Below are 19,430 nucleotides of genomic sequence, written 5' to 3' on the forward strand. Positions count from 1 at the left end.
TTGTCGTTTCTGGCGTATGCCAACGCCTGACAAGGCGCAGGTTTGGCCTGGCTCAGGCATACCATGCCCGGCTCTTCGCTCGGCCATGCCTCTCGTTCATTGCTCTCGGTCCTTTCTCTTTGTCATTTCTGGCAGGGGCGATCAAGTCCTATAGCGCTTGTCGAGAGGCGCTCAACAGTAGGCTCTCAGCAACAGGCGGACGGCAGCGGACGACAAGGCAAAAAGGGGGAGTGGGCTGACGATGGGCCTTGATTCGTGCGTATTCGAGGTGGGCGACGGCCAGCATCGAGTATCTTGAGCCGCCCGGATTGGATGACAGGACGCAACAATCCTGGCCTGAACGTCTGGCCCTAAGGCCTTGGGTTGGCGGTCTCTCGCTGGGCGATTGATGAGGGAGGAGTTTGCATCTGGCCTGAAAACCGCATCAGCGCGACACCTGTATGCATGAACATGCAGCAAGTCGTGGTCGTCGTGGTGGACGCCACCTCGGGTTCCTCGCTGGCGGGATGAATCAACTGGTGCTTATATTGCAACGAGTTAGGTTTTAACTATTGCCTGGTTAGTTATTATTTATTTTTGCTATGGTAACTTCTCGCCAATACTCCTCGCCCCGTTACTCCCTGATTTAACGAGGAATTTGCGAGATGCTGAACGTACGTTTTCCCATGAAGACCCTGACGGCCGTGATGGCGCTGGGCCTTTCTGCCAGCAGTCTGGCGCAGCAGGAAGTGATGACTCGCTCCAATGGTGCGCCGGTCGGCAACAACCAGAACTCCCTGACCGCCGGCCCGAACGGCCCGACACTCCTGCAGGACCACCATCTGCTGGAGAAGCTGGCGCACTTCGAGCGTGAGCGCATTCCGGAGCGTGTCGTTCACGCTCGTGGTACCGGTGCCTACGGTGAGTTCCGTGCCACCGCGGACCTGACCGACCTGACCGTCGCGGCACCTTTCCAGGACAAGGGCCAGGTGACACCGGTCTTCGTGCGCTTCTCCAGCGTGATCAACAGCAAGGGCTCGCCGGAAACCCTGCGCGACCCGCGTGGCTTCGCCGTCAAGTTCTACACCGAGCAGGGCAACTGGGACATCGTGGGCATCAACTTCCCGGTGTTCTTCATCCGCGATGCGATGAAGTTCCCGGACATGATCCATGCGCTGAAGCCGGACCCGCGTACCAACCTGCAGGACCCGAATCGCTACTTCGATTTCTTCAGCCATATCCCCGAAAGCACCAACATGCTGACCTACCTCTACTCGCCGCTGGGGATTCCGACCAGCCTGCGTGAGATGGATGGTTCTGGCGTGCATGCCTTCAAGTTCGTCAATGCCGAAGGCGACTGGAAGTACGTGAAGTTCACCTGGAAGTCGCGTCAGGGCAACCACGGCATGACGCCGCAAGAAGCCGCCAAGGTGCAGTCCACTGACTTCAACCATCTGACCGATGACCTCTACACCCATCTGGATGCCGGCGATGACCCGGTCTGGGATCTCTATATCCAGACTCTGGATCCCAGCAAGCTGAACAGCTTCGATTTCAATCCGCTCGATACCACCAAGTTGTGGCCGGAAGACCTGATTCCTGCCCGCAAGGTCGGTGAGCTGACGCTGAATCGTACGCCGGACAACTTCTTCCAGGAAACCGAGCAGGCGGCCATGTCGCCGGCCAACCTGGTGCCGGGTGTCGAGCCGTCCGAAGACCGCATGCTGCAGGGGCGTCTGTTCGCCTACGCCGATGCCCAGCGTTATCGCCTGGGAGCCAACTTCATGCAGCTGCCGGTGAATGCGCCCAAGAATGAGGTGCACAACAACCATCAGGACGGCGCGGGTTACTCCAAGCCGCGTTCCGGCTCCATCAACTATCAGCCGAGCCGCAACGCCGACTCGCTGGTGGATGACAGCCAGTACGAGTACAAGCGCTACACCCTGAATGGCACCACCCAGCAGCAGCCGATCGGCAAGCAGCAGAACTTCGCTCAGGCCGGTGAGCTGTATCGCTCCTTCTCCGAGCAGGATCAGGACGCTCTGATCCAGGCGCTGGGGACTGACCTGGGCAAGGTCAAGAGCGAGGAGATCCGCGAGATCATGGTCAGCCACTTCTACCAGGCCGACCACGAATACGGTGAGCGTCTGGCCAAGGTGGCAGACGTCGACATGGACGACGTGGAAGAGCTGATCGAGGACTGAGACGTCTGAGTCAGCGGCTGAAAGCAAAGCGTATGAAGAAAAGCGTGATGCGATCGCGATCAACCGCTGCCGGAAGTCCCGGGCCTGTTTCACCCGGCAGGGGAGCTTGCGCTCCTCTGCCGGCCGCAACACGAGCGCAACATGTGCGCCAGACGAGCTCAACACGAGCGAAAGACGAGAGAGGAGCGCAAGATGCATACGATGCGAGCCATAGACCCCATCGGGCAGCAACACGGCCTGGGCAGAAGATGGCTGGCGGTGTTGGCCAGTCTGCTGATGATGGTGATGGCGGGGCAGGCTGTCGCGGCTGGCGACATCGATATCTTTGACGCCGCACGCGATGGCGACAATGCCGAAATCCGTGAATATGTTCAGCAGGGCGGTGATCTCTCGGTCACCAATTCCCGCAGCTATACCCCTTTCATTCTCGCGGCCTACTACGGGCATACCGACACCCTGGCGCTGCTGAAGTCTGCCGGAGCTGACGCCTGTGCACTCGATGAAAAGGGCAGCAATGCCTTCATGGGCGTGGCGTTTCGCGGCTTTGACGAGACAGCCAGATGGCTGATCGCCAATACCGACTGTGATGTGAATCATCGCAATTACAGTGGCCAGACGGCGCTGATGATGGCGTCTCTGTTCGGCAATGAAGACATCATCAAACTGTTGCTGCAGGCAGGTGCGGACCCCTCGATCCAGGATGCGCGTGGCAATACTGCGCAGTCATTGGCGGCGGCCCAGGGCCTGTCACGTATCGTGACGCTGGTGAAGTTCAATATGTGAGGTCAGGCGTGGCCAAGGGTGGCCAGTGAAGCCTGTTCGGGGAGTCTATCGGCTGACATCGCGCTTGGCTCACAGGCCCTTGGCGCCACCAACCTGACGTTCTATCGATTTCACGTTCTATCAATCTTGAGCTTTATCAATCTGACGTTCAGCAAAGCGCAAGTCTTGCAGATCTGACCAACCCAACGCAAAAGACGAGAAGTGACATCATGAAAGCCATGAAAGTACTGTGTGTGACAGCTGCGCTGTGTGCTGTGAGCAATGCGGCATTTGCCGACAATGGCGAAAGCGACATCCGTGTCCGTGAGGCATTGAGCGAGAGCCGTATCATGGGGCAGGCGCAGCCGGCCGAGCGCAGCACGCAAGTCTATGTGGAAAGCGGCATGAGCGTGGCGGCAGGCAGAGCGCAGCATGCCTTGAGTGAAGAAGGCAGCCGCGGACATGCTCGCAAGTGGGCCATTGAAGACAAGAATCACGCGACGGATTTCGTGAATGATGCCGGCAAGAGTGTTCCCGCCACCCGCATCGAGCATGCCTTGAGCGAGAGCGCCTGACAGCCGATATCACCTCCGGGATGGAGTGTGCGTGACATCATGGTCGAGTCTTTCTGAGCGCTAGCTGCCAGCCAGCAATGATCAGCACGACACAATAACGTGAAGCCCGCCATTTGCGGAAAGACGCTTGACCATGACGATGTCATCTTGCTCCCGGAACCGGCAGGAACCCTTCAGCAAGGATTCTTGTTGAACCACGCTTTCACTCGCTGACGCCAGAATGTCTTCAATCGGCGTGATTCACCGGATCAGAGTCCTTGCTCAAGCGCTCCTTGCACCTATATCACTACCGACTGTGCCCCTCCCATTACCCACAGTGTTGTGATCTGATCACTCCTTCACGCATCTCACCGAGAACATGCCATCCTTGCCAAGTGTCGCTCGGCGGATCTCGCCCTTGTGCGGATTCCACCAGGAGTAGGCCAGTGTTCTGGCAAACGCTTTGGTCGGTGTCGCCTCACTGCGGGTCCAGAATTCGGCGTAGGCGCCCTGGGTGATATACCAGCCTTTCCACTTCACGCCCGCCGGTCTGGCTGAAAAGCCGGTGAGATTGATGCGCGCCTGATCGAAGGACGTCAACAGGGAAGCGGGTTGAGCCGCCTTGAGCGTGATGGCGATATCATCATCGCCACGCCAGCCCGTCGAGTCGATCTCCTTTTCTGCAATTCCGATGGCGCGTTCCAGCGCTTTCCAGTCTTCATCCGAGGCGACTCTCCAGCCCACCGGGCAGAGATTGCGAGCATCACTGACATCGTGCCAGTCATACAGACGGCCATATGACAACAGGTTGTCGGGATCATCCTCAGGAATGAATGCCGTCCGGATGGGCGAGCCATCCTGGTAGCGAGTCGTTCTTAGGTTGTCGGCAAGCCAGGTCTGATCGCCAATCTTCACGCTGCGATAGGTATTGCCTTCACTGTCCTGAATCGAGGTCTCCGGCTGGATGATCTCGTCATAAAGGCTGTTGGCAAACGACATGTTCGGAATCATCATCAGGAGACCTGTCACTAGCAGTGATACATTCATGGGATTCACCTCCCTAGAGGTGGCGGGAAGGTCGGTGGTCGGCTCAAGGTCAAATTGACCAGCTCAACTGCGTTGCCTTCTCCGAGACTTGCCATAGCCGGGTCATGACGCTCTTCTCCAGAACGAATGCCCCCAATTCACACTCGCCCACCGGCCCGCCGAAATTCATCAGCCCCGTCGGGCCATGGTAGGCCCGCTGCCTGAGAGTCTCCTCGGTGGCGCACATGACTTCCGGGTAAGCGCCTTTCTCGGCCGTCTGCGCCATTCCCGTCTTCACCATCACTGCCCAGCTGAGTCGAGTCGCCAGATTGGCGTTGTCACGAATCAGTGAGGTATTGGACGCGCCCGGATGGCAGACAAAGACGTTTACCTGGCGGCCTGCCGCCTCAATCCTGTCCTGCAATTCATAGGCGAACATCATCTGTGCCAGCTTGCTGTGGCTATAGACCTTGTTCGGGTGATAGTTGTGCTCCCAGTTCATGTCATCGAACTGGATGGTTTTCAGGCCCATCTTGTGGCCTTCACTGGAGACCACGACGATCCGCCCGTTGGAGGCATCGATGCGCTCGAACAGCAGCCCGCACAGCAGGAAATGCCCGTAGTGATTCACGCCCAGCTGACTTTCGAAACCGTCGACGGTGAGTTGCTGACGGGAAACCTGAGCGATGGCGCCATTGCAGATGAGGGCATCGATCTGCGGGACCTTCTCCAGCACTTCCGCGGCCGCTCTGCGTACGCAGGCCAGTTCCGCCAGATCCATGCGTATATGACTGACATTCGCCGCGGGGCCAAACTCCTCTTGCAGTGCCGCGATGGCCGCCTCTGATCTGGTCGGGTTGCGATTCAGCATCACGACGGCGGCACCCTTGCTCAGCAATATGCGCGTCGCCTGAAAGCCCGCGCCGCTATTGGCGCCGGTGATGAGATAGGTCTTGCCGACGAGCGAGCCGATTCTGTCCGGGGTCCAGCCCTTGGGGCCAAATGGGGTGTTGCGAGTCATGGTCAAGATCCTGATGGCAGGTGTGCGGCGGTTGCGCTTGGGATACGTCAGGGGCGCGCACGAGAGCTGCGTCTGGCTTTGCGTACGGTCGTGTCCTGCGAGCCTTGCGTGTCTGGTGCGTGTTTGCTGTAGAGACACTATAAGTATCGAGAAGGGCGATATATAGGCGCTATAGTCGTTAAAACTTGCCTATTCGTATCGGCAGGAGGGGTGGGCTTGCGGCATTCGCGAACGGGAGTGCTGGTGGCTGCAACAGGCAAAGCGAGTCACACCACAAGCAGCCTGTCTTGTGCGCCAGGCATGAAAAATCCCGCCTCAGGGGCGGGATTCTCGCTGCGGGATTTCACGAGCAGGGGGGCAGTGGGGCGGGAACTGAGGGAGAAGGCGCGACGACGTCTAGTACTGCGCCGCGAGCTTCTAGTACTGCGCAGCGAGCCTCTGGGAAATCTGCGCCACCAGTCTCGGCAGCTCGCGCGCATGGTGCATGCGCAGTGCGCCACGCGGCGTTTCATGGCCGTCGTCGTGATGGGCGAAGTGGATGACCTGCATACCGGCATCCAGCCCTGCCTGTACCCCGACGATGGCATCATCGATCACCACGCAATGTGATGGCGAAAAGCCCATCTGCTCGGCTGCGAGTCGATAGATGCGCGGGTCCGGCTTCCACACGCCCAGGGTATAGGCACTGTAGATATGGCCATCGAAGAAGCGCGCCAGGCGTGTGGTATCGAGTGCCAGACGCACCTTGCGCTCAGGCCCGTTGGACACCACACCACAGGGGTAGCCTTCAAGCTCCATCAAGGCTGCTGACATGCCGGGCATCGCCGTCAGGCGTGCCTTCATCAACTCTTCCAGCAGGGCGCGCATCTCGCCTTCCATGCGCCGTGTGGGCTCTTCTTCCAGAACGCCATGGGCTGCCTCCAGCGTGCGCACGATGCTCATGAAGCGCATGCCGCGAAACTCGTTCATGTAGCGGTCGCTGGTAAACGGCAGACCATAGCGGGGCAGGGTGCTGGACATGGCCTCGGCGAGGAGGATTTCGCTATCAACCAGGGTGCCATCGGAATCAAACAGCAGGCAGAGTTCAGCCATCGATGCCTCTCGTGGGCGTCAGGAATGTGTGGCCTTCGACCTTAGCAGGTTCCCGCTCGCTGTCACCATGTCACGCAGCAAGAGTTGCCGAAAGCGCGCTTGGCAGTGGAGGGAAGCGTGATAGGTATATGAGATTTTCGGTATTAAGATGAGAATGCTTCTCGATCATATTTTTGTTGACAGTATCAACCATCTGCCAATATAGTTGACCTATACCAACCATATGGTGAGTGACACATGAGTCAGGCATCACTCAATGATGTGCTGCATCAGCTGATGCATGTCTATCGCAGGCAGCTTCGTCTGGGCATCCAGCGCTACCAGCTTGATCTGCCTGTCACGCACATTCGGGTGCTGAAGGGCATTGGCCGTACCTCCGAGTGCACGGCGCACAAGATCGTGCAGCATCTGGGGCAGGACAAGGCGCGCGTGACGCGGGTGCTCAATGAATTGATGACGGCGGGATTGATCATCAAGACGGAAAATCCGCAGGACCGTCGCAGCCTGTTTCTCGCCCCCACCGAGGCGGGCCACGACATGCTCAAAGAGATTGAAGCCCTGGAAGATGAGACCGCTCGGCGGATGGCGGGAGACCTCAGCGATGAGGAGGTCGCCATCTTCCTGAAAACGGCATCTGCCATGATCCACAATACAAGCGAGTGTGAAGCACGCGATGCTGAACAACTTGAAGGCGTTTGCCAGAGGAGTGCGCAAGATGGGTAAGCCCGCAATGCGAGAGCTTGAAGTGATTCGTTCCACCCCGGTGACGGAGCATATGCTGCGCGTCACCCTGGGCGGGGAGAATATCGGCTCCATCCCCGAGGGGCAGGAGAGCGCCTATATCAAACTGGTGTTTCCGCGCGGGGAAGGCGAGCGCCCGATGATGCGCACTTATACCATTCGTCATCAGCGTGCGACCGAGATCGATGTCGACTTCGCCCTGCACGACCACGCCGGCCCGGCATCTGCCTGGGCCGTCAGCGCCCAGCCGGGGGGCCGCATCACCATCGGCGGCCCGGGGCCAAAGAAGCTGATCAACATGGAAGCCGACTGGTTCCTGCTGGCGGGTGACATGACGGCCTTGCCGGCGATCAGCGTCAATCTGGCCGAGCTGCCGGCAGACGCGCGCGGCCACGCCGTCATCGAGGTGACCAGCGAAGCCGATATCCAGACGCTTGAGCATCCGGCCGGCATCGAGCTGTACTGGGTCATCAATGCGCAACCGGACCCGAGCGGCCAGCCGCTGCTGGACAAGATCGCCTCCTTGCCGAGTCTGGAGGGCCAGGTGTCTGTCTGGGCGGCCTGTGAATTCGGCAGCATGCGAGCGCTGCGTGCGCACCTCAAGCAGGTGCATGAGATCCCCAAGTCCCACTTCTATGTCTCCAGCTACTGGAAGATCGGCCAGTCAGAAGACGGCCACAAGCTGGCCAAGCAGCAGGACGCCGAGGCGGAAGGGGCGTGATCACGTCACTCCGGTGATCGCCTTGAGGTCTCTGAGCAAGTGAATGAGCTGCTTTTCCCCAATGCCCTGATGCACGCCTGCATCAGGGCATTTCGTTGTCGCAATGAAGCCCTGGCCCTGCAGAAAGCCCTGCGTCATTTGGTGGGATTGCGGTGTCATTTGAAGGGGTGGCTGGCCAGATAATCCTGGGTGTGCTCAATGAAATGGCGGATCCGAAGCGGCAGCACGGCATGATGTTGATAGACCAGATGGATGTCGGCATTGGGCAATTGATACTCCTCGAACAGTATCTTGAGCTCTCCTGCCTCGACATAAGGCGCCACATCCCATTCCGCTCGCAGCACGATTCCGCGGCCATCCAGGGCCCAGCGAAGGGCGCTTTCTCCATCATTGGTGGACAGGCTGCCGCCCACCTTGACGCTACAGGTTTCCTCACTGCCCTGAAATTTCCAGATGCTCCATGAGTCCCGATTCTGATGCAGGGTGATGCATTCGTGGTTGGCCAGTTCATCGGGATGCTGTGGGCACCCGTGGCGGGCAAGGTAATGCGGAGAGGCACAGACGATGCGGCGGTGTGAGGCGATCTTGCGTGCATGCAGATTGGAATCAGGCAGCTCGCCGAATCGAATGGCGACGTCAAAGGCACCATCGACCATGGCGTGCGGGATGTCGGAAAGATGCAATGTCACCTCGACCTGCGGATACGCCTGAACGAAGCCCGAGATGATGGGCGCCATGTACTTGCGCCCGAAGCCCAGCGGGGCGTTCACCTTTAGTCTTCCTCTTACCTGCCCCTCATGGCGGGAAAGCTGCTCTTCCATCTCCAGCACCTGGCTCAAGGTCTGTTCCGCATGGCGCTGATATATCTGGCCTTCGGGCGTGAGGCTCATGGAGCGCGTGCTGCGGTTAAATAATTGAATCTTGAGTCTTTTTTCAATGTTTGCCAGTCGCTTGCTGACGGCTGCCGGACTGATGTCCAGCACGCGGGCGGCGTTGGACATGCTGCCTTCCCGACAGAGCGTCAGGAAGAAATCGAGTTCTGTGAGCGATTGCATTTTCAACTTCCTGGTTGAAGGTGTTGTGAATGCTAGTGCATTGTCGGCTCGGTGGCTCGCTGGCTAGTGTGTGATCACGCCTTGATTCACCCACCCCAATGACAAGAGAGCCTACATCATGAATAGCCACCGTATTGCAGTCATCCCGGGCGATGGTATCGGTCTTGAAGTCATCGAAGCCGGCAAGCGTGTGCTGGAAGTGCTGGCGGAAGACAATACCGATGTCACCTTCGATTTCGTCGACTTCGACTGGAGCTCCGAGCGGTACCTCAAGACTGGCCAGTACATTCCAGATGGCGGCATCGAGGAGCTCAAGACCTTTGATGCCATCTATTTCGGCGCCGTAGGCAGTGAAAAGGTGCCGGATCATATCTCGCTGTGGGACCTGCGTCTCAAGATCTGCCAGGGGTTCGATCAGTACGCCAATGTTCGCCCCGCACGTGTTTTCCCGGGGATCACCAGCCGTCTTCAGCAGGCGGAGGATATCGACTGGGTCATCATTCGCGAGAACAGTGAAGGGGAATACTCCGGGAATGGCGGCCGTGTCCACCAGGGGCTTCCGGAGGAGGTGGGGACTGAAGTCTCGATCTTCACTCGCAAGGGCATCGAGCGCATTCACCGCTTCGCCTTTGAAATGGCGCAGTCCCGTCCGCGCAAGCATCTCACGCTGGTGACCAAGTCCAATGCCCAGCGCCACGGCATGGTGTTGTGGGACGAGATCTTCTTCGAAGTCGCCAAGGACTACCCGGACGTCACGATCACGCGTGAACTGGTCGACGCCATCACGACTCGCATGGTGCTCAAGCCCCACATGCTGGACGTCATCGTCGCGACCAACCTGCATGCCGATATCATTTCCGATCTCGCTGCGGCTCTGAGCGGCAGCCTGGGGATTGCCCCGACCGCCAACCTCAATCCGGAAGGCACCTTCCCCTCCATGTTCGAGCCTATCCACGGCTCTGCCTTCGATATCACCGGCAAGGGCATCGCCAATCCGGTGGGGGCCTTCTGGACGGCCGTCATGATGCTGGAGCACCTGGGTGAGACGGCACTGGCCAAGCGCCTCATGACCGCCATTGAAGAAGTGGTCGCTTCGGGTCTGCATGCGCCAGACCTGGGCGGCAGCGCCACCACGCGCGAGATCACCGATGCCGTCTGTGAGCGGGTTCGCGCGACTCGTCAGAGTGCCGCCATCGCCTGACGCAGTTCTTGCAACATCCAGGGGGCAGGAACGCCATGCCTGCCCCCTGCGCGTGAAGGTTCCAACCACAAGGACAATAAAATGGACGCGCAACTTCTGACGCTGGCCATTCTCATGGTCGCGATCGTACTGTTCGTCTCGGAAAAGATTCCGCTTGCCCTGACTGCCATGCTGGTACTGATCAGTCTCGTGCTGGGCGACATCCTCACGCCAGAGGAAGCCTTTTCCGGGTTCATCAACAAGAACGTGATTCTCTTCTGCGCGATGTTCGTCGTCGGCGGTGCCTTGTTCGAAACCGGCATGGCCAATCGTATCGGTGGCATCGTGACGCATTTCGCCAAGACAGAGCGACAGCTGCTGCTGGCCATCATGCTGGTGACAGCGATTCTGTCCGGCTTTCTGTCCAATACCGGCACGGCTGCCGTATTGATCCCCGCGGTGGTCGGCATCGCCAGTCGCTCCGGGATTCGCCGCTCCAAGCTTCTGATGCCACTCGCCTTCGCTTCCGCAATGGGCGGCAATCTGTCCTTGATCGGGGCACCGGGTAACCTGATCGTCGACAGCACCTTGAGCAAGATGACCGATGGCGCCCAGTCATTCGGCTTCTTCTCCTTTGCGATGATCGGTATTCCGATGATGATCTTCGGGCTGCTGTACTTCCTGACCATCGGCTACAAGCTCCTGCCGGACCGCCCCGGCGGCGATGGGGTCGAGATGTATGACGAGCAGCCGGCCATGGCCCCGCTCTGGAAGCAGTACCTGGCGTTGGGTGTGCTGGTGCTCACCATTCTGGCGATGGTTTTCGATGACGTGATCGGCTTCCCCATGCATGTCATTGGTGTCACAGGGGCGCTGCTGCTGGTCTTGACGGGTGTCATGAAGGAGCGCCGTGCGCTGGATGCCATCGACTCCCGCGTCATCTTCCTCTTCGCGGGCATGCTGCCCATGGCCATCGCCATGCAGAAGACGGGGTTGGGCACGATGATGGCGGAGCACGTGGTCGCCTATCTGGGCGAAGCCCCATCACCGCGCGTGTTGCTCAGTGTTCTGTTCGTGATATCCGCGGGACTCTCGCAGTTCATGTCCAATACGGCCACGACAGCCCTGTTGGCGCCTATCGGCGGTGCGATCTCGGTGGGATTGGGCGCTGACCCCAGTGCGGTATTGATGGCGATCTGCATCGGTGGCTCCTGCGCCTTTGCAACGCCGCTGGGCATGCCGGCCAACACCATGGTGTTGGGGATCGGGGGATATCGCTTCAATGATTACGTCAAGGCGGGCCTGCCCCTGGTAGTCGTGGGCTATCTGGTCAGCGTCGTATTGCTGCCCATCATCTGGCCTTTCTATCCGGCCTGATCTTGGGGTCCATTCTACCCAGGCTGATATGCGCGCCATGAAAAATGCCCCACAGGCCTGGCCTTTGGGGCATTTTTTCGTCAGCTGATCGTGAAGTCAGGGACTGAGTCATAAGCTGTAGCTGGCACCCAGACGGATGTCACGGCCCGGTTCCAGCATGCTGTCACCGCTGCTGAGCAGGTAGCTGCTGTGGTCGCTGTAGCGCTTGTCGAACACGTTGTTGACCGCCAGTGTCAGGGTCAGATCCTGCCAGGAGGCCGGGGTCCACTGGGCGCGGATGTCGTGCGTCACGTAGCCCGGCTTCTTCTTGCACAATATTTGCCTGCAGCGTCTGCTGGCGTCGTATCGGGGAGAAAGATCGCGATTGAGTTGCTCGCGTAAGGCATTGCCACGCGCAAGCCGACAGGGTTGCTGGGTAAGTGTTGCTGGATAAGGGTTGCTGGGTAAGGGTTGCTAGATAAGGGCTGCCGGATATCGGTGCGCTCTTTATCGTGCTCGGTTATCGTGGCAAGCCACGCCCCCTTTTTTGATCACCGTCACGTGAGGCACCAGAGTGGATCAAGCAGAAGCACTGTACGAAGCCGTCAATCAGCTCATTCGTGTCCATCAGTTTCGTGACAGGGAAAGCATCTGCCACCACAACGTCTCCGTCGCTCAATGCTATGCACTGGAGACGCTGGTCAAGCGCGGACCGCTGAGACTGCAGGCGCTGGCGGACGAGATGTACCTCGACAAGAGCACGACAAGCCGGGTCGCCGACTCGCTGATCCGCAAGCATTATGTGCGCAAGATCGAGGACCCCAACGACCGGCGTGCCGTTGAGCTCTCGCTGACCCCGGAGGGCAGGGCGCTGTACCAGCAGATTCACGCCGAGCTGGTCGCGGAAGAGGCCTCCATGATCGAGGGCCTGTCGCCGGAGGTCGTGGAGGGCGCAGTGACACTGCTCAACAAGCTGACCCTTGCCGCGCGGCAGCGCCTGGGTGACTGATTGAGCGCCTGGGAGTAGACATTAGCGTGGAGGGATACTAGTTTTGTTGTCACTGACAACATATTGCTGCGAGAGACTGCCATGAGTCGTGATATCACAAGCCTGCCGGTGGCCATCATCGGCGCCGGGCCGATAGGGCTAAGCGCCGCCGTCCATCTGCTGGAGGCAGGATTGGAGCCGATTCTCTTCGAGTCGGGCGCACACGCAGGCGCCAACCTGGCCAGCTGGGGACATGTGCGCATGTTCTCGCCCTGGTCATGGAATATCGACGCTTTAGCGGCCGAGTTGCTGCAGGAGCAGGGGGGGCGGGCACCCGACGCCGCTGCCTATCCCACCGGGGCCGAGTTTCTCGACCGCTATGTCGCACCGCTCGCCGCGCACCCGTCGATCAGCTCGCGCCTGCATGTCGATAGCCGCGTCACCCATGTCAGTCGACAACAGCATGATGTGCTGCGCAGTGGCGGTCGCGATGAGGCGCCCTTCGTGCTGCGCGTCGAGGGCCTTGACGGCCCGCGCGATGTGCTGGCCCGCGCGGTGATCGATGCCTCCGGCACCTACCAGACCCCCAACTGGATCGGCGCGCACGGCATTCCCGCCATTGGTGAGCAAGCGGCGGCCGAAGTCATCGCCTATGGCGTGCCGGACATTCGCGGCACACAAGCGGCTGAGTATGCCGGCAAGTCGGTACTCGTGATCGGCAGCGGCCATTCGGCGCTGAATGCGCTGCAGGACCTGATCGCGCTGGCAGACCACGAAGCGGGGATGCGAATCCTCTGGGGTGTGCGCTGCGCCAATATCGAGGAGGTCATCCGCCCGGCGCCCAATGATGAGCTGGAGGAGCGCAAGGCGCTCGAACTGCGCATCAAGGCGCTGCTTGAGGAAGGCCGGATCGAGGTAGTGACCGGGCTTGCCGTCGAGGCGATCGATCATCAAGCGGGGCGCTGGGTCGTGCAGAGTGGCGAACACTGGCTGCCAGCGGTGGATCGCATCATCGCGGCCACCGGCTTCCGTCCGTCTCTGGGGCTGCTGTCTGAATTGCGTGTCTCGCTGGACCCCGCGACGCAGAGCCCTATCAAGCTTGCGCCGCTGATCGACCCCAACCAGCACAGCTGTGGGTCGGTGCCGGAACACGGCGCGGCCGAACTGCTGCATGCCGAGCCAGGCTTGTACATCCTCGGCATCAAGAGTTACGGCAGAGCGCCGACCTTCCTGATGCGCACCGGCTATCAGCAGGTCAGATCCGTGGTGGCCGCGCTGGCAGACCCCGCCTCCATTCGCCCGGCGCCTGTGTGCAATGCTGCGGCTACCCGCAACGCCTGCTCTGCACCCGCCTGATCGTCGCGCGCAGGCCTGGGAGTGTGATGTGTTGGCAGTAGTGGTGATCGGCGGCTGATACCGCGATACCTGAAACGCCCCACCCACTGATGCGGTAGTGGGTGGGGCGTTTCGTATTTCAGGACTTGTAAGCGATTATCGTAGGGTTCGTTACAGCCCGAATAGGCGGAAAGCTTTCTGGCGAAGTTGTTCGCGGTGATAATCGTTGATCAATGGAAGGTCGTAGCAGGTCACGCCTTCAATATAGATGCCAGTCACCTTCTTGTTATGGTTGTGCGCAGAGAGCGTAATGCGTTGTGCGCAATCTGGCGCCAGTCGTGGGATAAGACTGGACTCACTTACCATGTCTTCGAATCGCCCCTGAGCAAACTTGTATTGCACTCTCTGGTTACCCACGAACTGGTAGCCATCCGTGTCTGTCCATTCGAGATAACGCGCTGAGTGCCCGAGTGACCCTGCAATCACCATCATCAGAGCAGTATTGTCATCATCGGTATTCCAGGCGACAGCTTCTCTTCTGACATGTGCATTGCCCTCCGTTGATGCACTGGCGAACCCTTCACGAGAATCAGAACTTTCCTGTCCTACCAGCTTGAAGCCCTCGGGTTGATTGACCCGCTCGATGGGGTAACCCGGTGAAAGAAAAGCGTGCTGTGTCTTGTCATAACTGGGAGGTGTGGACTGCAAGGCTGCACAACCAGAGAGCAGGCAGAGGGCGGCGAGGCTGGCAAAGGACTTCATGTGACGTTACCTGTCGTTTCCATTGGCTCCGATCAGCTCAGCACTGCTGGCTCTTGAATGCTGCTATCCGAGCCTGTCAGAGGCATGATGGCCAGCATTGCGAAGCCTAACGGAAGTAGATTCTCGCATTATTGATATATATCAACTGCGAGTATTAGATTTTTGATTACGAATATAAAGTGCCAACATTGTGAGGTATTGGCAAGTAACACTTTTGGCACATCTGGGTGCGGCTGATGAATACGAAAAAGCCCGTTACCTTTCGGTACCGGGCATTTTTCGTTCAGTCATGGGGCGTGTGGCTTTGCTCCTTCCCGGGAGCTGGTAAAAGGCTCAGCCCGTCGAACCTGCCTTCTCGGGAGTTGCCTGCTTCAGCTGCACCGGTTTGCGAATGCCGAGGAAGTAGACGAAGACCACCGTCAGCACGACGAAGAACAGGCTGTCCGGCGTGGTGATGAAGGTCATCGGGTTGCCGTTGGAGAGCGTCAGCGCGCGACGCAGGAATTCTTCCAGATTGGGGCCGAGGATGAAGCCGAGCAGCAGCGTGATCACCGGATAATCATGTTTGCGCATCAGGTAGGCGACGATGCCCAGCACCAGCGTCATCATCATCTGGAATACGGAGTAGGTGGCCACGAAGCTGCCGACCACGGCCAGCAGTGCGATGGCGCCATAGAGCACGTCCTTGCGGATCGTGACGATGCGCAGGAAGTAGGGGCCCATCAGGTAGAGCGTGAGAGGAATCAGGATCAGCGCGCTGAACAGCAGCGAGGCCAGCATCGGCGCGATCAGCCCGGATTGCGAGGCCATCAGCTGCGGCCCCGGCTGGATGCCGTTGATCACCAGTACCCCCAGCACGATGGCCGTCACCGGATCGCCCGGAATCCCGAAGGTCAGCATCGGCACCAGGGCGCCACCGCACACGGCATTGTTGGCGCTTTCGGCGGCGGCGATGCCTTGAGGGTTGCCCTTGCCGAAGCTCTCCGGCTTCTTCGAGGTGCGCACGGTTTCCACGTAGGCGAGAAAACCACCCATCGAGCCCCCTGCGCCGGGCAGGGTGCCGACCATATAGCCGATCAACGTCGATTTCAGATAGCAGCCGAGGCCGATCTCGCGAATGGCGCTCAGCGGCGGAATGAAATCACGCCGCTTGAGTTGCTTGCTGGCCTTGAGTTGCTGGCGGATGGCGGCGTCCTTCTTGCGGTTGCCGACCTGAATCAACAGCTCGCTGATGGCGAAGGTACCGATGATGACCGGCATCAGATCGATTCCGGCGGTCAGCTCACTGATGCCGAAGGTGAAGCGGGCCAGCGGCTGCATGGCGTCCAGCCCGACGGTCGCGAGCATCAGGCCCAGGCAGGCGGTGATGCCAGCCTTGCGGATGTTGCCGCGTTGGGCGACCACGATCACGATCAGCGCGAAGGCGATCAGCGCGCACTTGCCCGTCGTCTTGACCAGCAGTGAGGCCTCGGCGATGAAGGGGGCCAGCACGATCAACAGCAGCGCGCCGAGGCTGCCGCCGATCATCGAGCCGAAGGAGGCATGGCCCAGCGCCAGCGCGCCTTCGCCACGCTGCTGCATGGGATAGCCTTCCAGCGCTGTCATCATCGAGGACGGCGCGCCGGGAATATTGATGGTGGTGGCCGTGATGCTGCCGCCACACATGCCAGCCATGTAGATGCTGGCACACGCCATCAGGGCGGTGGTGACATCGAGGCTATAGGTCAAAGGCAGCAGCAGGGCGAGTGCCAGCGTCGCGGTCAGACCCGGGATGGCCGAGAAGATGGTGCCGATGACGAAGCCGGCGGCCACGTAGAACAGGATCACGGGGTCGAGCAGCAGGGCGAAGCTCGAGAATACCTGGGCGATGAATTCCATGGGTCAGCTCCCGTTGCCCAGGCCGAGCGCAGACAGATCCAGCGCAGGGAGATGGACGTTGAACAGTTGCTCGAAGAGCCCATAGCCCAGCGCGGAAATGGCGCAGGCGATCACTGCCTTGCTGATCCACTTGTCACGCCCCGCGAACAGCAGCATCACCGCGAAGACATACAGCGCTGACGACAGCAGGTAACCCAGATGCGAGAACGCCAGGATATAGAGCGCGGTCACCAGCATCAGGCGCAGCGCCGGCGAGAACACAGGCGAGCTTGCGTCGCTGTCCGTGCTGGGGGCGTCATCGTCGGCGGTCTCGGTGCTGGCGGACTTGCTACTGCGGGAGTCGCAGCTCGCCCGGTGTTGGCTCACCAGCTGCGCCACGCAGAGCACGAGCGCGATGCTGCCGATCAACACGGGGAAGAAGGAGGCCGTCAGGCGGCCATTGTCCAATGGCGGCGCCATCTGGAAGGCACTGATCAGATAGAGGGCGCTGATGGCGGTCATGACCAGCGTCAGCGGTGTCGCCCCGCTGAGCAGCCAGTGACGCCGGACGGGAGGAGAGGCGGAAGGAGACATGACAGAATTCCCTGGCGGCGCCCGTGGCCGAGCGCCGCTTGACGATGGAAGTGAAGGAGGACGGGTAGAGGTGGGATTGCAGCGGCACTCAGAGGTGCCGCCTGCCAGCGCGTCTACAGGCCGAGTTCATCCATGGCAGTGAAGGTCTTCTGTTGATAGTCCTCGATCCAGGCGTTGACCTCATCGGCCCCCAGCCAGCTGGGCGTGACGCCGACTCCCGTAATCCACTTCTGGAATTCTGGTGTCTCGTAGGCGCTGTGGTAGGCGCTTTCCAGGGTGCTGACCACATCTTCCGGGGTGCCCTTGGGCACGGCCAGCACGATGAAGCTGCCGGTCTCGAGATTGCCGCCCAGTTCGCTCATCGGCGGCACTTCCGGGTAGGCCGGATTCTGCTCGGAGGAGAACTCGACGAGGCCGTGGGCGTCGCCGGAATCCAGAATGCCGGAGAAGTCTCCCAGGCTCGAGATGGCGCCGTCGATCTCACCGGAAAGCAGGGCCTCGGCCTCGGCGGTGGAAGAGCCCGGATAGGTGATGACATTGAATTCGACGCCCGCTGCCGCTTCCAGGCGGCGTACCGCCAGATAAGGGCCAGAGCCCTGCGGAGCGACGCCGATCCTCACGGTGCCGGGGTTTGCACGGGCGGCCTCGATCAGTTGCTCATAATTCTCGTACCCGGACTGCCTGGAGACCACGATGGCATCCGCTTCCTTGGTGATGCGGGCGAAGGGGATCATCCGGTCCAGCGAATAGCCTGGCACCAGGTTGCCGCGGGGCAGGGTGATGATGCTGTCGTAGGTCAGTACGCCGACGGTATGGCCATCGGGACGCGCCTTGCTGAGCTGCATCAGGCCGGTGGCGGTGATGGCGCCGCCGATGTTCTCGACGTAGATCGATTTCGGCAGGTCCTGCTCGGCAAGGTTGCTGATCTTGCGGCTGATGGCGTCGGCACCACCGCCGGCCGGCCATGGCACGATCAGGCGAATGTCACGCACGGGATAGTCGGCCTGCACGCCGCTGCTGACGAAGGGCGAGGCCGCCACCATGCCGGAAAGGGCCAGCGGGGCGAGCAAGGCCAGCAGAGGACGACTGCGGCGCTTGCGGTCTGCGCGGGATTGCTGACTGGCATCAGAGCTGGCGTGCACGTTGGCCTGACGGCTATTGAGATGGCTGTTGAGACAGCTGTTCAGACGGGTCATGGCATGACTCCAGTGTTGTTATGGTTGTGGTCACTCGAGGCGCATTGAGGCAGGAGGGATGGCGGACGACAGGTCGGCGTGGCCTGTCGTCCGTGGCCGCCGTGGACAAGACGGCGGCTGGCGAGCCGATTACTGCTTGGCGGCCATGTAGCGTTCGAATTCTGCACGCGCTTCATCGGTCGGCGGATACAGACCGATCACCGGCGTGCCGTTGCGTACCTTCTCCAGCACGTAATCCTCGAAATCTTCCATCTGGCTGGCTTCCTCGGCGATCTCGTCGGCCAGTTCCAGCGGCACGACCATGACACCATCGGCATCGCCGACCAGTACATCGCCCGGGAAGACCGGCACGCCACCGCAACCGATCGGCACCTGCAGTTCTACCGCGTGATGCTTGGTCAGGTTGGTCGGCGCGCTCGGCTTGGCGCAGAAGATCGGCAGGTTCATCTCGGCGGCGGCGCCTGAATCACGAATGCCGGCATCGGAGACGAAGCCCGCGCACTGACGATACTCCAGACGTGTCAGCAGAATGCTGCCGGCGCTGGCGGCCGAGGCGTCCTGGCGGCAGTCAGACACCATCACGTGACCGGCCGGGACGGTTTCCACCGCCAGACGCTGCGGGTGCTTGGGGTCGCGGAAGGCGGCGACGGTATCGATGTCTTCCCGCGCCGGGATGTAACGCAGCGTGAAGGCCTGGCCCACCATCTGGGTGGTCCTGTTGTTCATCTGCACCACGTTCTGGATGAAGGTGTTCCGCAGACCGCGCTTGAACAGCAGGGTGTGCAGGGAGGCGGTGGAGGCACGCATCAAACGCTCGCGGGTCACGGAGGAGAGCTCGGCGTAGCTGGGATGCTCTGTGGAGGTAATGGCAGTCATATGGCGTCCGTCGTCAGTATAGGTAAGGAGTCTCGGCTCTCGGCAACGTGCTTGGCCCAAGTGATCAGTCGACACGTGCGTCTGATGTGCTTTCGAGACTCACTATAGGGGGGGAGGGATGACTGATCAAA

General features: G+C 60.2%; 19 protein-coding genes. 9 read left to right on the top strand and 10 right to left on the bottom strand.

Annotated elements, in window-relative coordinates:
• The first annotated feature begins 644 nt into the window (after window positions 1-644).
• The 3 genes from ACJJV2_RS06390 to ACJJV2_RS06400 all read left to right on the top strand — a co-directional run bounded on the left by ACJJV2_RS06390 (window position 645) and on the right by ACJJV2_RS06400 (window position 3,520).
• The gene (locus ACJJV2_RS06390) at window positions 645-2,183 is read left to right on the top strand and encodes a catalase (RefSeq protein ID WP_405279101.1); all 1,539 of its coding nucleotides are present in this window, start codon (window positions 645-647) and stop codon (window positions 2,181-2,183) included.
• Between the two features lie 192 nt (window positions 2,184-2,375).
• Entirely contained in the window at window positions 2,376-2,966 is a 591-nt protein-coding gene (locus ACJJV2_RS06395; protein ID WP_405279104.1) for an ankyrin repeat domain-containing protein, read from the top strand.
• Window positions 2,967-3,175: 209 nt separating this feature from the next.
• Window positions 3,176-3,520, top strand: a complete 345-nt coding sequence (locus ACJJV2_RS06400) for a hypothetical protein (RefSeq protein WP_405279107.1) — start codon at window positions 3,176-3,178, stop codon at window positions 3,518-3,520.
• Between the two features lie 330 nt (window positions 3,521-3,850).
• Here the strand turns inward: ACJJV2_RS06400 and ACJJV2_RS06405 are convergent, their stop codons facing one another.
• The 3 genes from ACJJV2_RS06405 to ACJJV2_RS06415 form a co-directional block, all read right to left on the bottom strand.
• The gene (locus ACJJV2_RS06405; protein WP_405279109.1) at window positions 3,851-4,546 is read right to left on the bottom strand and encodes a fibrobacter succinogenes major paralogous domain-containing protein; all 696 of its coding nucleotides are present in this window, start codon (window positions 4,544-4,546) and stop codon (window positions 3,851-3,853) included.
• A gap of 49 nt (window positions 4,547-4,595) precedes the next feature.
• Entirely contained in the window at window positions 4,596-5,546 is a 951-nt protein-coding gene (locus ACJJV2_RS06410; RefSeq protein WP_405279111.1) for an SDR family oxidoreductase, read from the bottom strand.
• Window positions 5,547-5,963: 417 nt separating this feature from the next.
• Complete coding sequence (locus tag ACJJV2_RS06415; protein ID WP_405279113.1) at window positions 5,964-6,638, bottom strand: HAD family hydrolase; 675 nt, start codon at window positions 6,636-6,638, stop codon at window positions 5,964-5,966.
• Window positions 6,639-6,914: 276 nt separating this feature from the next.
• On the opposite strand from ACJJV2_RS06415, the gene ACJJV2_RS06420 reads away from it, so the two are divergent.
• Both ACJJV2_RS06420 and ACJJV2_RS06425 read left to right on the top strand, forming a co-directional pair.
• Window positions 6,915-7,361, top strand: coding sequence for a MarR family winged helix-turn-helix transcriptional regulator (locus ACJJV2_RS06420; protein ID WP_303568317.1), 447 nt, complete (start codon window positions 6,915-6,917; stop codon window positions 7,359-7,361).
• On the top strand, window positions 7,354-8,100 hold the full coding sequence (locus ACJJV2_RS06425) for a siderophore-interacting protein (protein WP_405279115.1): 747 nt from the start codon (window positions 7,354-7,356) through the stop codon (window positions 8,098-8,100). Before ACJJV2_RS06420 ends, ACJJV2_RS06425 begins: the two co-directional genes overlap by 8 nt.
• A 155-nt stretch (window positions 8,101-8,255) precedes the next feature.
• Here ACJJV2_RS06425 and ACJJV2_RS06430 read toward each other — a convergent pair whose 3' ends face one another.
• Window positions 8,256-9,155 (bottom strand): LysR substrate-binding domain-containing protein, encoded by a 900-nt coding sequence (locus ACJJV2_RS06430; RefSeq protein WP_405279117.1) that lies wholly within the window; start codon window positions 9,153-9,155, stop codon window positions 8,256-8,258.
• A 118-nt stretch (window positions 9,156-9,273) separates the two neighbouring features.
• Between ACJJV2_RS06430 and ACJJV2_RS06435 the strand changes: the two genes are divergently transcribed.
• Window positions 9,274-10,356, top strand: a complete 1,083-nt coding sequence (locus ACJJV2_RS06435; RefSeq protein WP_192839318.1) for a tartrate dehydrogenase — start codon at window positions 9,274-9,276, stop codon at window positions 10,354-10,356.
• A gap of 81 nt (window positions 10,357-10,437) precedes the next feature.
• Window positions 10,438-11,712, top strand: a complete 1,275-nt coding sequence (locus ACJJV2_RS06440) for an SLC13 family permease (RefSeq protein WP_405279120.1) — start codon at window positions 10,438-10,440, stop codon at window positions 11,710-11,712.
• A gap of 108 nt (window positions 11,713-11,820) precedes the next feature.
• Here ACJJV2_RS06440 and ACJJV2_RS06445 read toward each other — a convergent pair whose 3' ends face one another.
• Window positions 11,821-12,003, bottom strand: coding sequence for a hypothetical protein (locus tag ACJJV2_RS06445; protein WP_405279123.1), 183 nt, complete (start codon window positions 12,001-12,003; stop codon window positions 11,821-11,823).
• Between the two features lie 262 nt (window positions 12,004-12,265).
• Between ACJJV2_RS06445 and ACJJV2_RS06450 the strand changes: the two genes are divergently transcribed.
• Together ACJJV2_RS06450 and ACJJV2_RS06455 are read left to right on the top strand one after the other, a co-directional pair.
• Entirely contained in the window at window positions 12,266-12,700 is a 435-nt protein-coding gene (locus ACJJV2_RS06450) for a MarR family winged helix-turn-helix transcriptional regulator (RefSeq protein ID WP_192839313.1), read from the top strand.
• An 81-nt stretch (window positions 12,701-12,781) separates the two neighbouring features.
• On the top strand, window positions 12,782-14,035 hold the full coding sequence (locus ACJJV2_RS06455; RefSeq protein WP_405279126.1) for an FAD-dependent oxidoreductase: 1,254 nt from the start codon (window positions 12,782-12,784) through the stop codon (window positions 14,033-14,035).
• A gap of 150 nt (window positions 14,036-14,185) precedes the next feature.
• On the opposite strand, the gene ACJJV2_RS06460 is transcribed toward ACJJV2_RS06455, so the two are convergent.
• The 5 genes from ACJJV2_RS06460 to ACJJV2_RS06480 form a co-directional block, all read right to left on the bottom strand.
• A complete protein-coding gene (locus ACJJV2_RS06460) occupies window positions 14,186-14,776 on the bottom strand; it encodes a hypothetical protein (RefSeq protein ID WP_405279129.1) in 591 nt (196 codons plus the stop codon).
• A gap of 333 nt (window positions 14,777-15,109) precedes the next feature.
• Window positions 15,110-16,654 carry a tripartite tricarboxylate transporter permease gene (locus ACJJV2_RS06465; protein WP_405279132.1) on the bottom strand — a complete coding sequence of 515 codons (1,545 nt, stop codon included), beginning with the start codon at window positions 16,652-16,654 and terminating at the stop codon, window positions 15,110-15,112.
• Between the two features lie 3 nt (window positions 16,655-16,657).
• Window positions 16,658-17,227, bottom strand: a complete 570-nt coding sequence (locus ACJJV2_RS06470; RefSeq protein WP_405279135.1) for a tripartite tricarboxylate transporter TctB family protein — start codon at window positions 17,225-17,227, stop codon at window positions 16,658-16,660.
• A gap of 113 nt (window positions 17,228-17,340) precedes the next feature.
• Window positions 17,341-18,423, bottom strand: a complete 1,083-nt coding sequence (locus tag ACJJV2_RS06475; RefSeq protein WP_405279138.1) for a Bug family tripartite tricarboxylate transporter substrate binding protein — start codon at window positions 18,421-18,423, stop codon at window positions 17,341-17,343.
• A 129-nt stretch (window positions 18,424-18,552) separates the two neighbouring features.
• Window positions 18,553-19,299, bottom strand: coding sequence for a ribonuclease activity regulator RraA (locus tag ACJJV2_RS06480; RefSeq protein WP_052384648.1), 747 nt, complete (start codon window positions 19,297-19,299; stop codon window positions 18,553-18,555).
• Between the last annotated feature and the right edge of the window lie 131 nt (window positions 19,300-19,430).

The organism is Cobetia sp. Ld8 (assembly GCF_045066615.1).
In the GTDB taxonomy this organism is placed as follows: Bacteria; Pseudomonadota; Gammaproteobacteria; order Pseudomonadales; family Halomonadaceae; genus Cobetia; species Cobetia amphilecti.

Coding starts and splice junctions, on each gene's coding strand:
- ACJJV2_RS06465 (WP_405279132.1), bottom strand. CDS start 16,654: ATGGAATTCATCGCCCAGGTATTCTCGAGCTTCGCCCTGCTGCTCGAC.
- ACJJV2_RS06420 (WP_303568317.1), top strand. CDS start 6,915: ATGCATGTCTATCGCAGGCAGCTTCGTCTGGGCATCCAGCGCTACCAG.
- ACJJV2_RS06435 (WP_192839318.1), top strand. CDS start 9,274: ATGAATAGCCACCGTATTGCAGTCATCCCGGGCGATGGTATCGGTCTT.
- ACJJV2_RS06455 (WP_405279126.1), top strand. CDS start 12,782: ATGAGTCGTGATATCACAAGCCTGCCGGTGGCCATCATCGGCGCCGGG.
- ACJJV2_RS06475 (WP_405279138.1), bottom strand. CDS start 18,423: ATGACCCGTCTGAACAGCTGTCTCAACAGCCATCTCAATAGCCGTCAG.
- ACJJV2_RS06460 (WP_405279129.1), bottom strand. CDS start 14,776: ATGAAGTCCTTTGCCAGCCTCGCCGCCCTCTGCCTGCTCTCTGGTTGT.
- ACJJV2_RS06440 (WP_405279120.1), top strand. CDS start 10,438: ATGGACGCGCAACTTCTGACGCTGGCCATTCTCATGGTCGCGATCGTA.
- ACJJV2_RS06400 (WP_405279107.1), top strand. CDS start 3,176: ATGAAAGCCATGAAAGTACTGTGTGTGACAGCTGCGCTGTGTGCTGTG.
- ACJJV2_RS06425 (WP_405279115.1), top strand. CDS start 7,354: ATGGGTAAGCCCGCAATGCGAGAGCTTGAAGTGATTCGTTCCACCCCG.
- ACJJV2_RS06480 (WP_052384648.1), bottom strand. CDS start 19,299: ATGACTGCCATTACCTCCACAGAGCATCCCAGCTACGCCGAGCTCTCC.
- ACJJV2_RS06415 (WP_405279113.1), bottom strand. CDS start 6,638: ATGGCTGAACTCTGCCTGCTGTTTGATTCCGATGGCACCCTGGTTGAT.
- ACJJV2_RS06405 (WP_405279109.1), bottom strand. CDS start 4,546: ATGAATGTATCACTGCTAGTGACAGGTCTCCTGATGATGATTCCGAAC.
- ACJJV2_RS06430 (WP_405279117.1), bottom strand. CDS start 9,155: ATGCAATCGCTCACAGAACTCGATTTCTTCCTGACGCTCTGTCGGGAA.
- ACJJV2_RS06410 (WP_405279111.1), bottom strand. CDS start 5,546: ATGACTCGCAACACCCCATTTGGCCCCAAGGGCTGGACCCCGGACAGA.
- ACJJV2_RS06470 (WP_405279135.1), bottom strand. CDS start 17,227: ATGTCTCCTTCCGCCTCTCCTCCCGTCCGGCGTCACTGGCTGCTCAGC.
- ACJJV2_RS06395 (WP_405279104.1), top strand. CDS start 2,376: ATGCATACGATGCGAGCCATAGACCCCATCGGGCAGCAACACGGCCTG.
- ACJJV2_RS06390 (WP_405279101.1), top strand. CDS start 645: ATGCTGAACGTACGTTTTCCCATGAAGACCCTGACGGCCGTGATGGCG.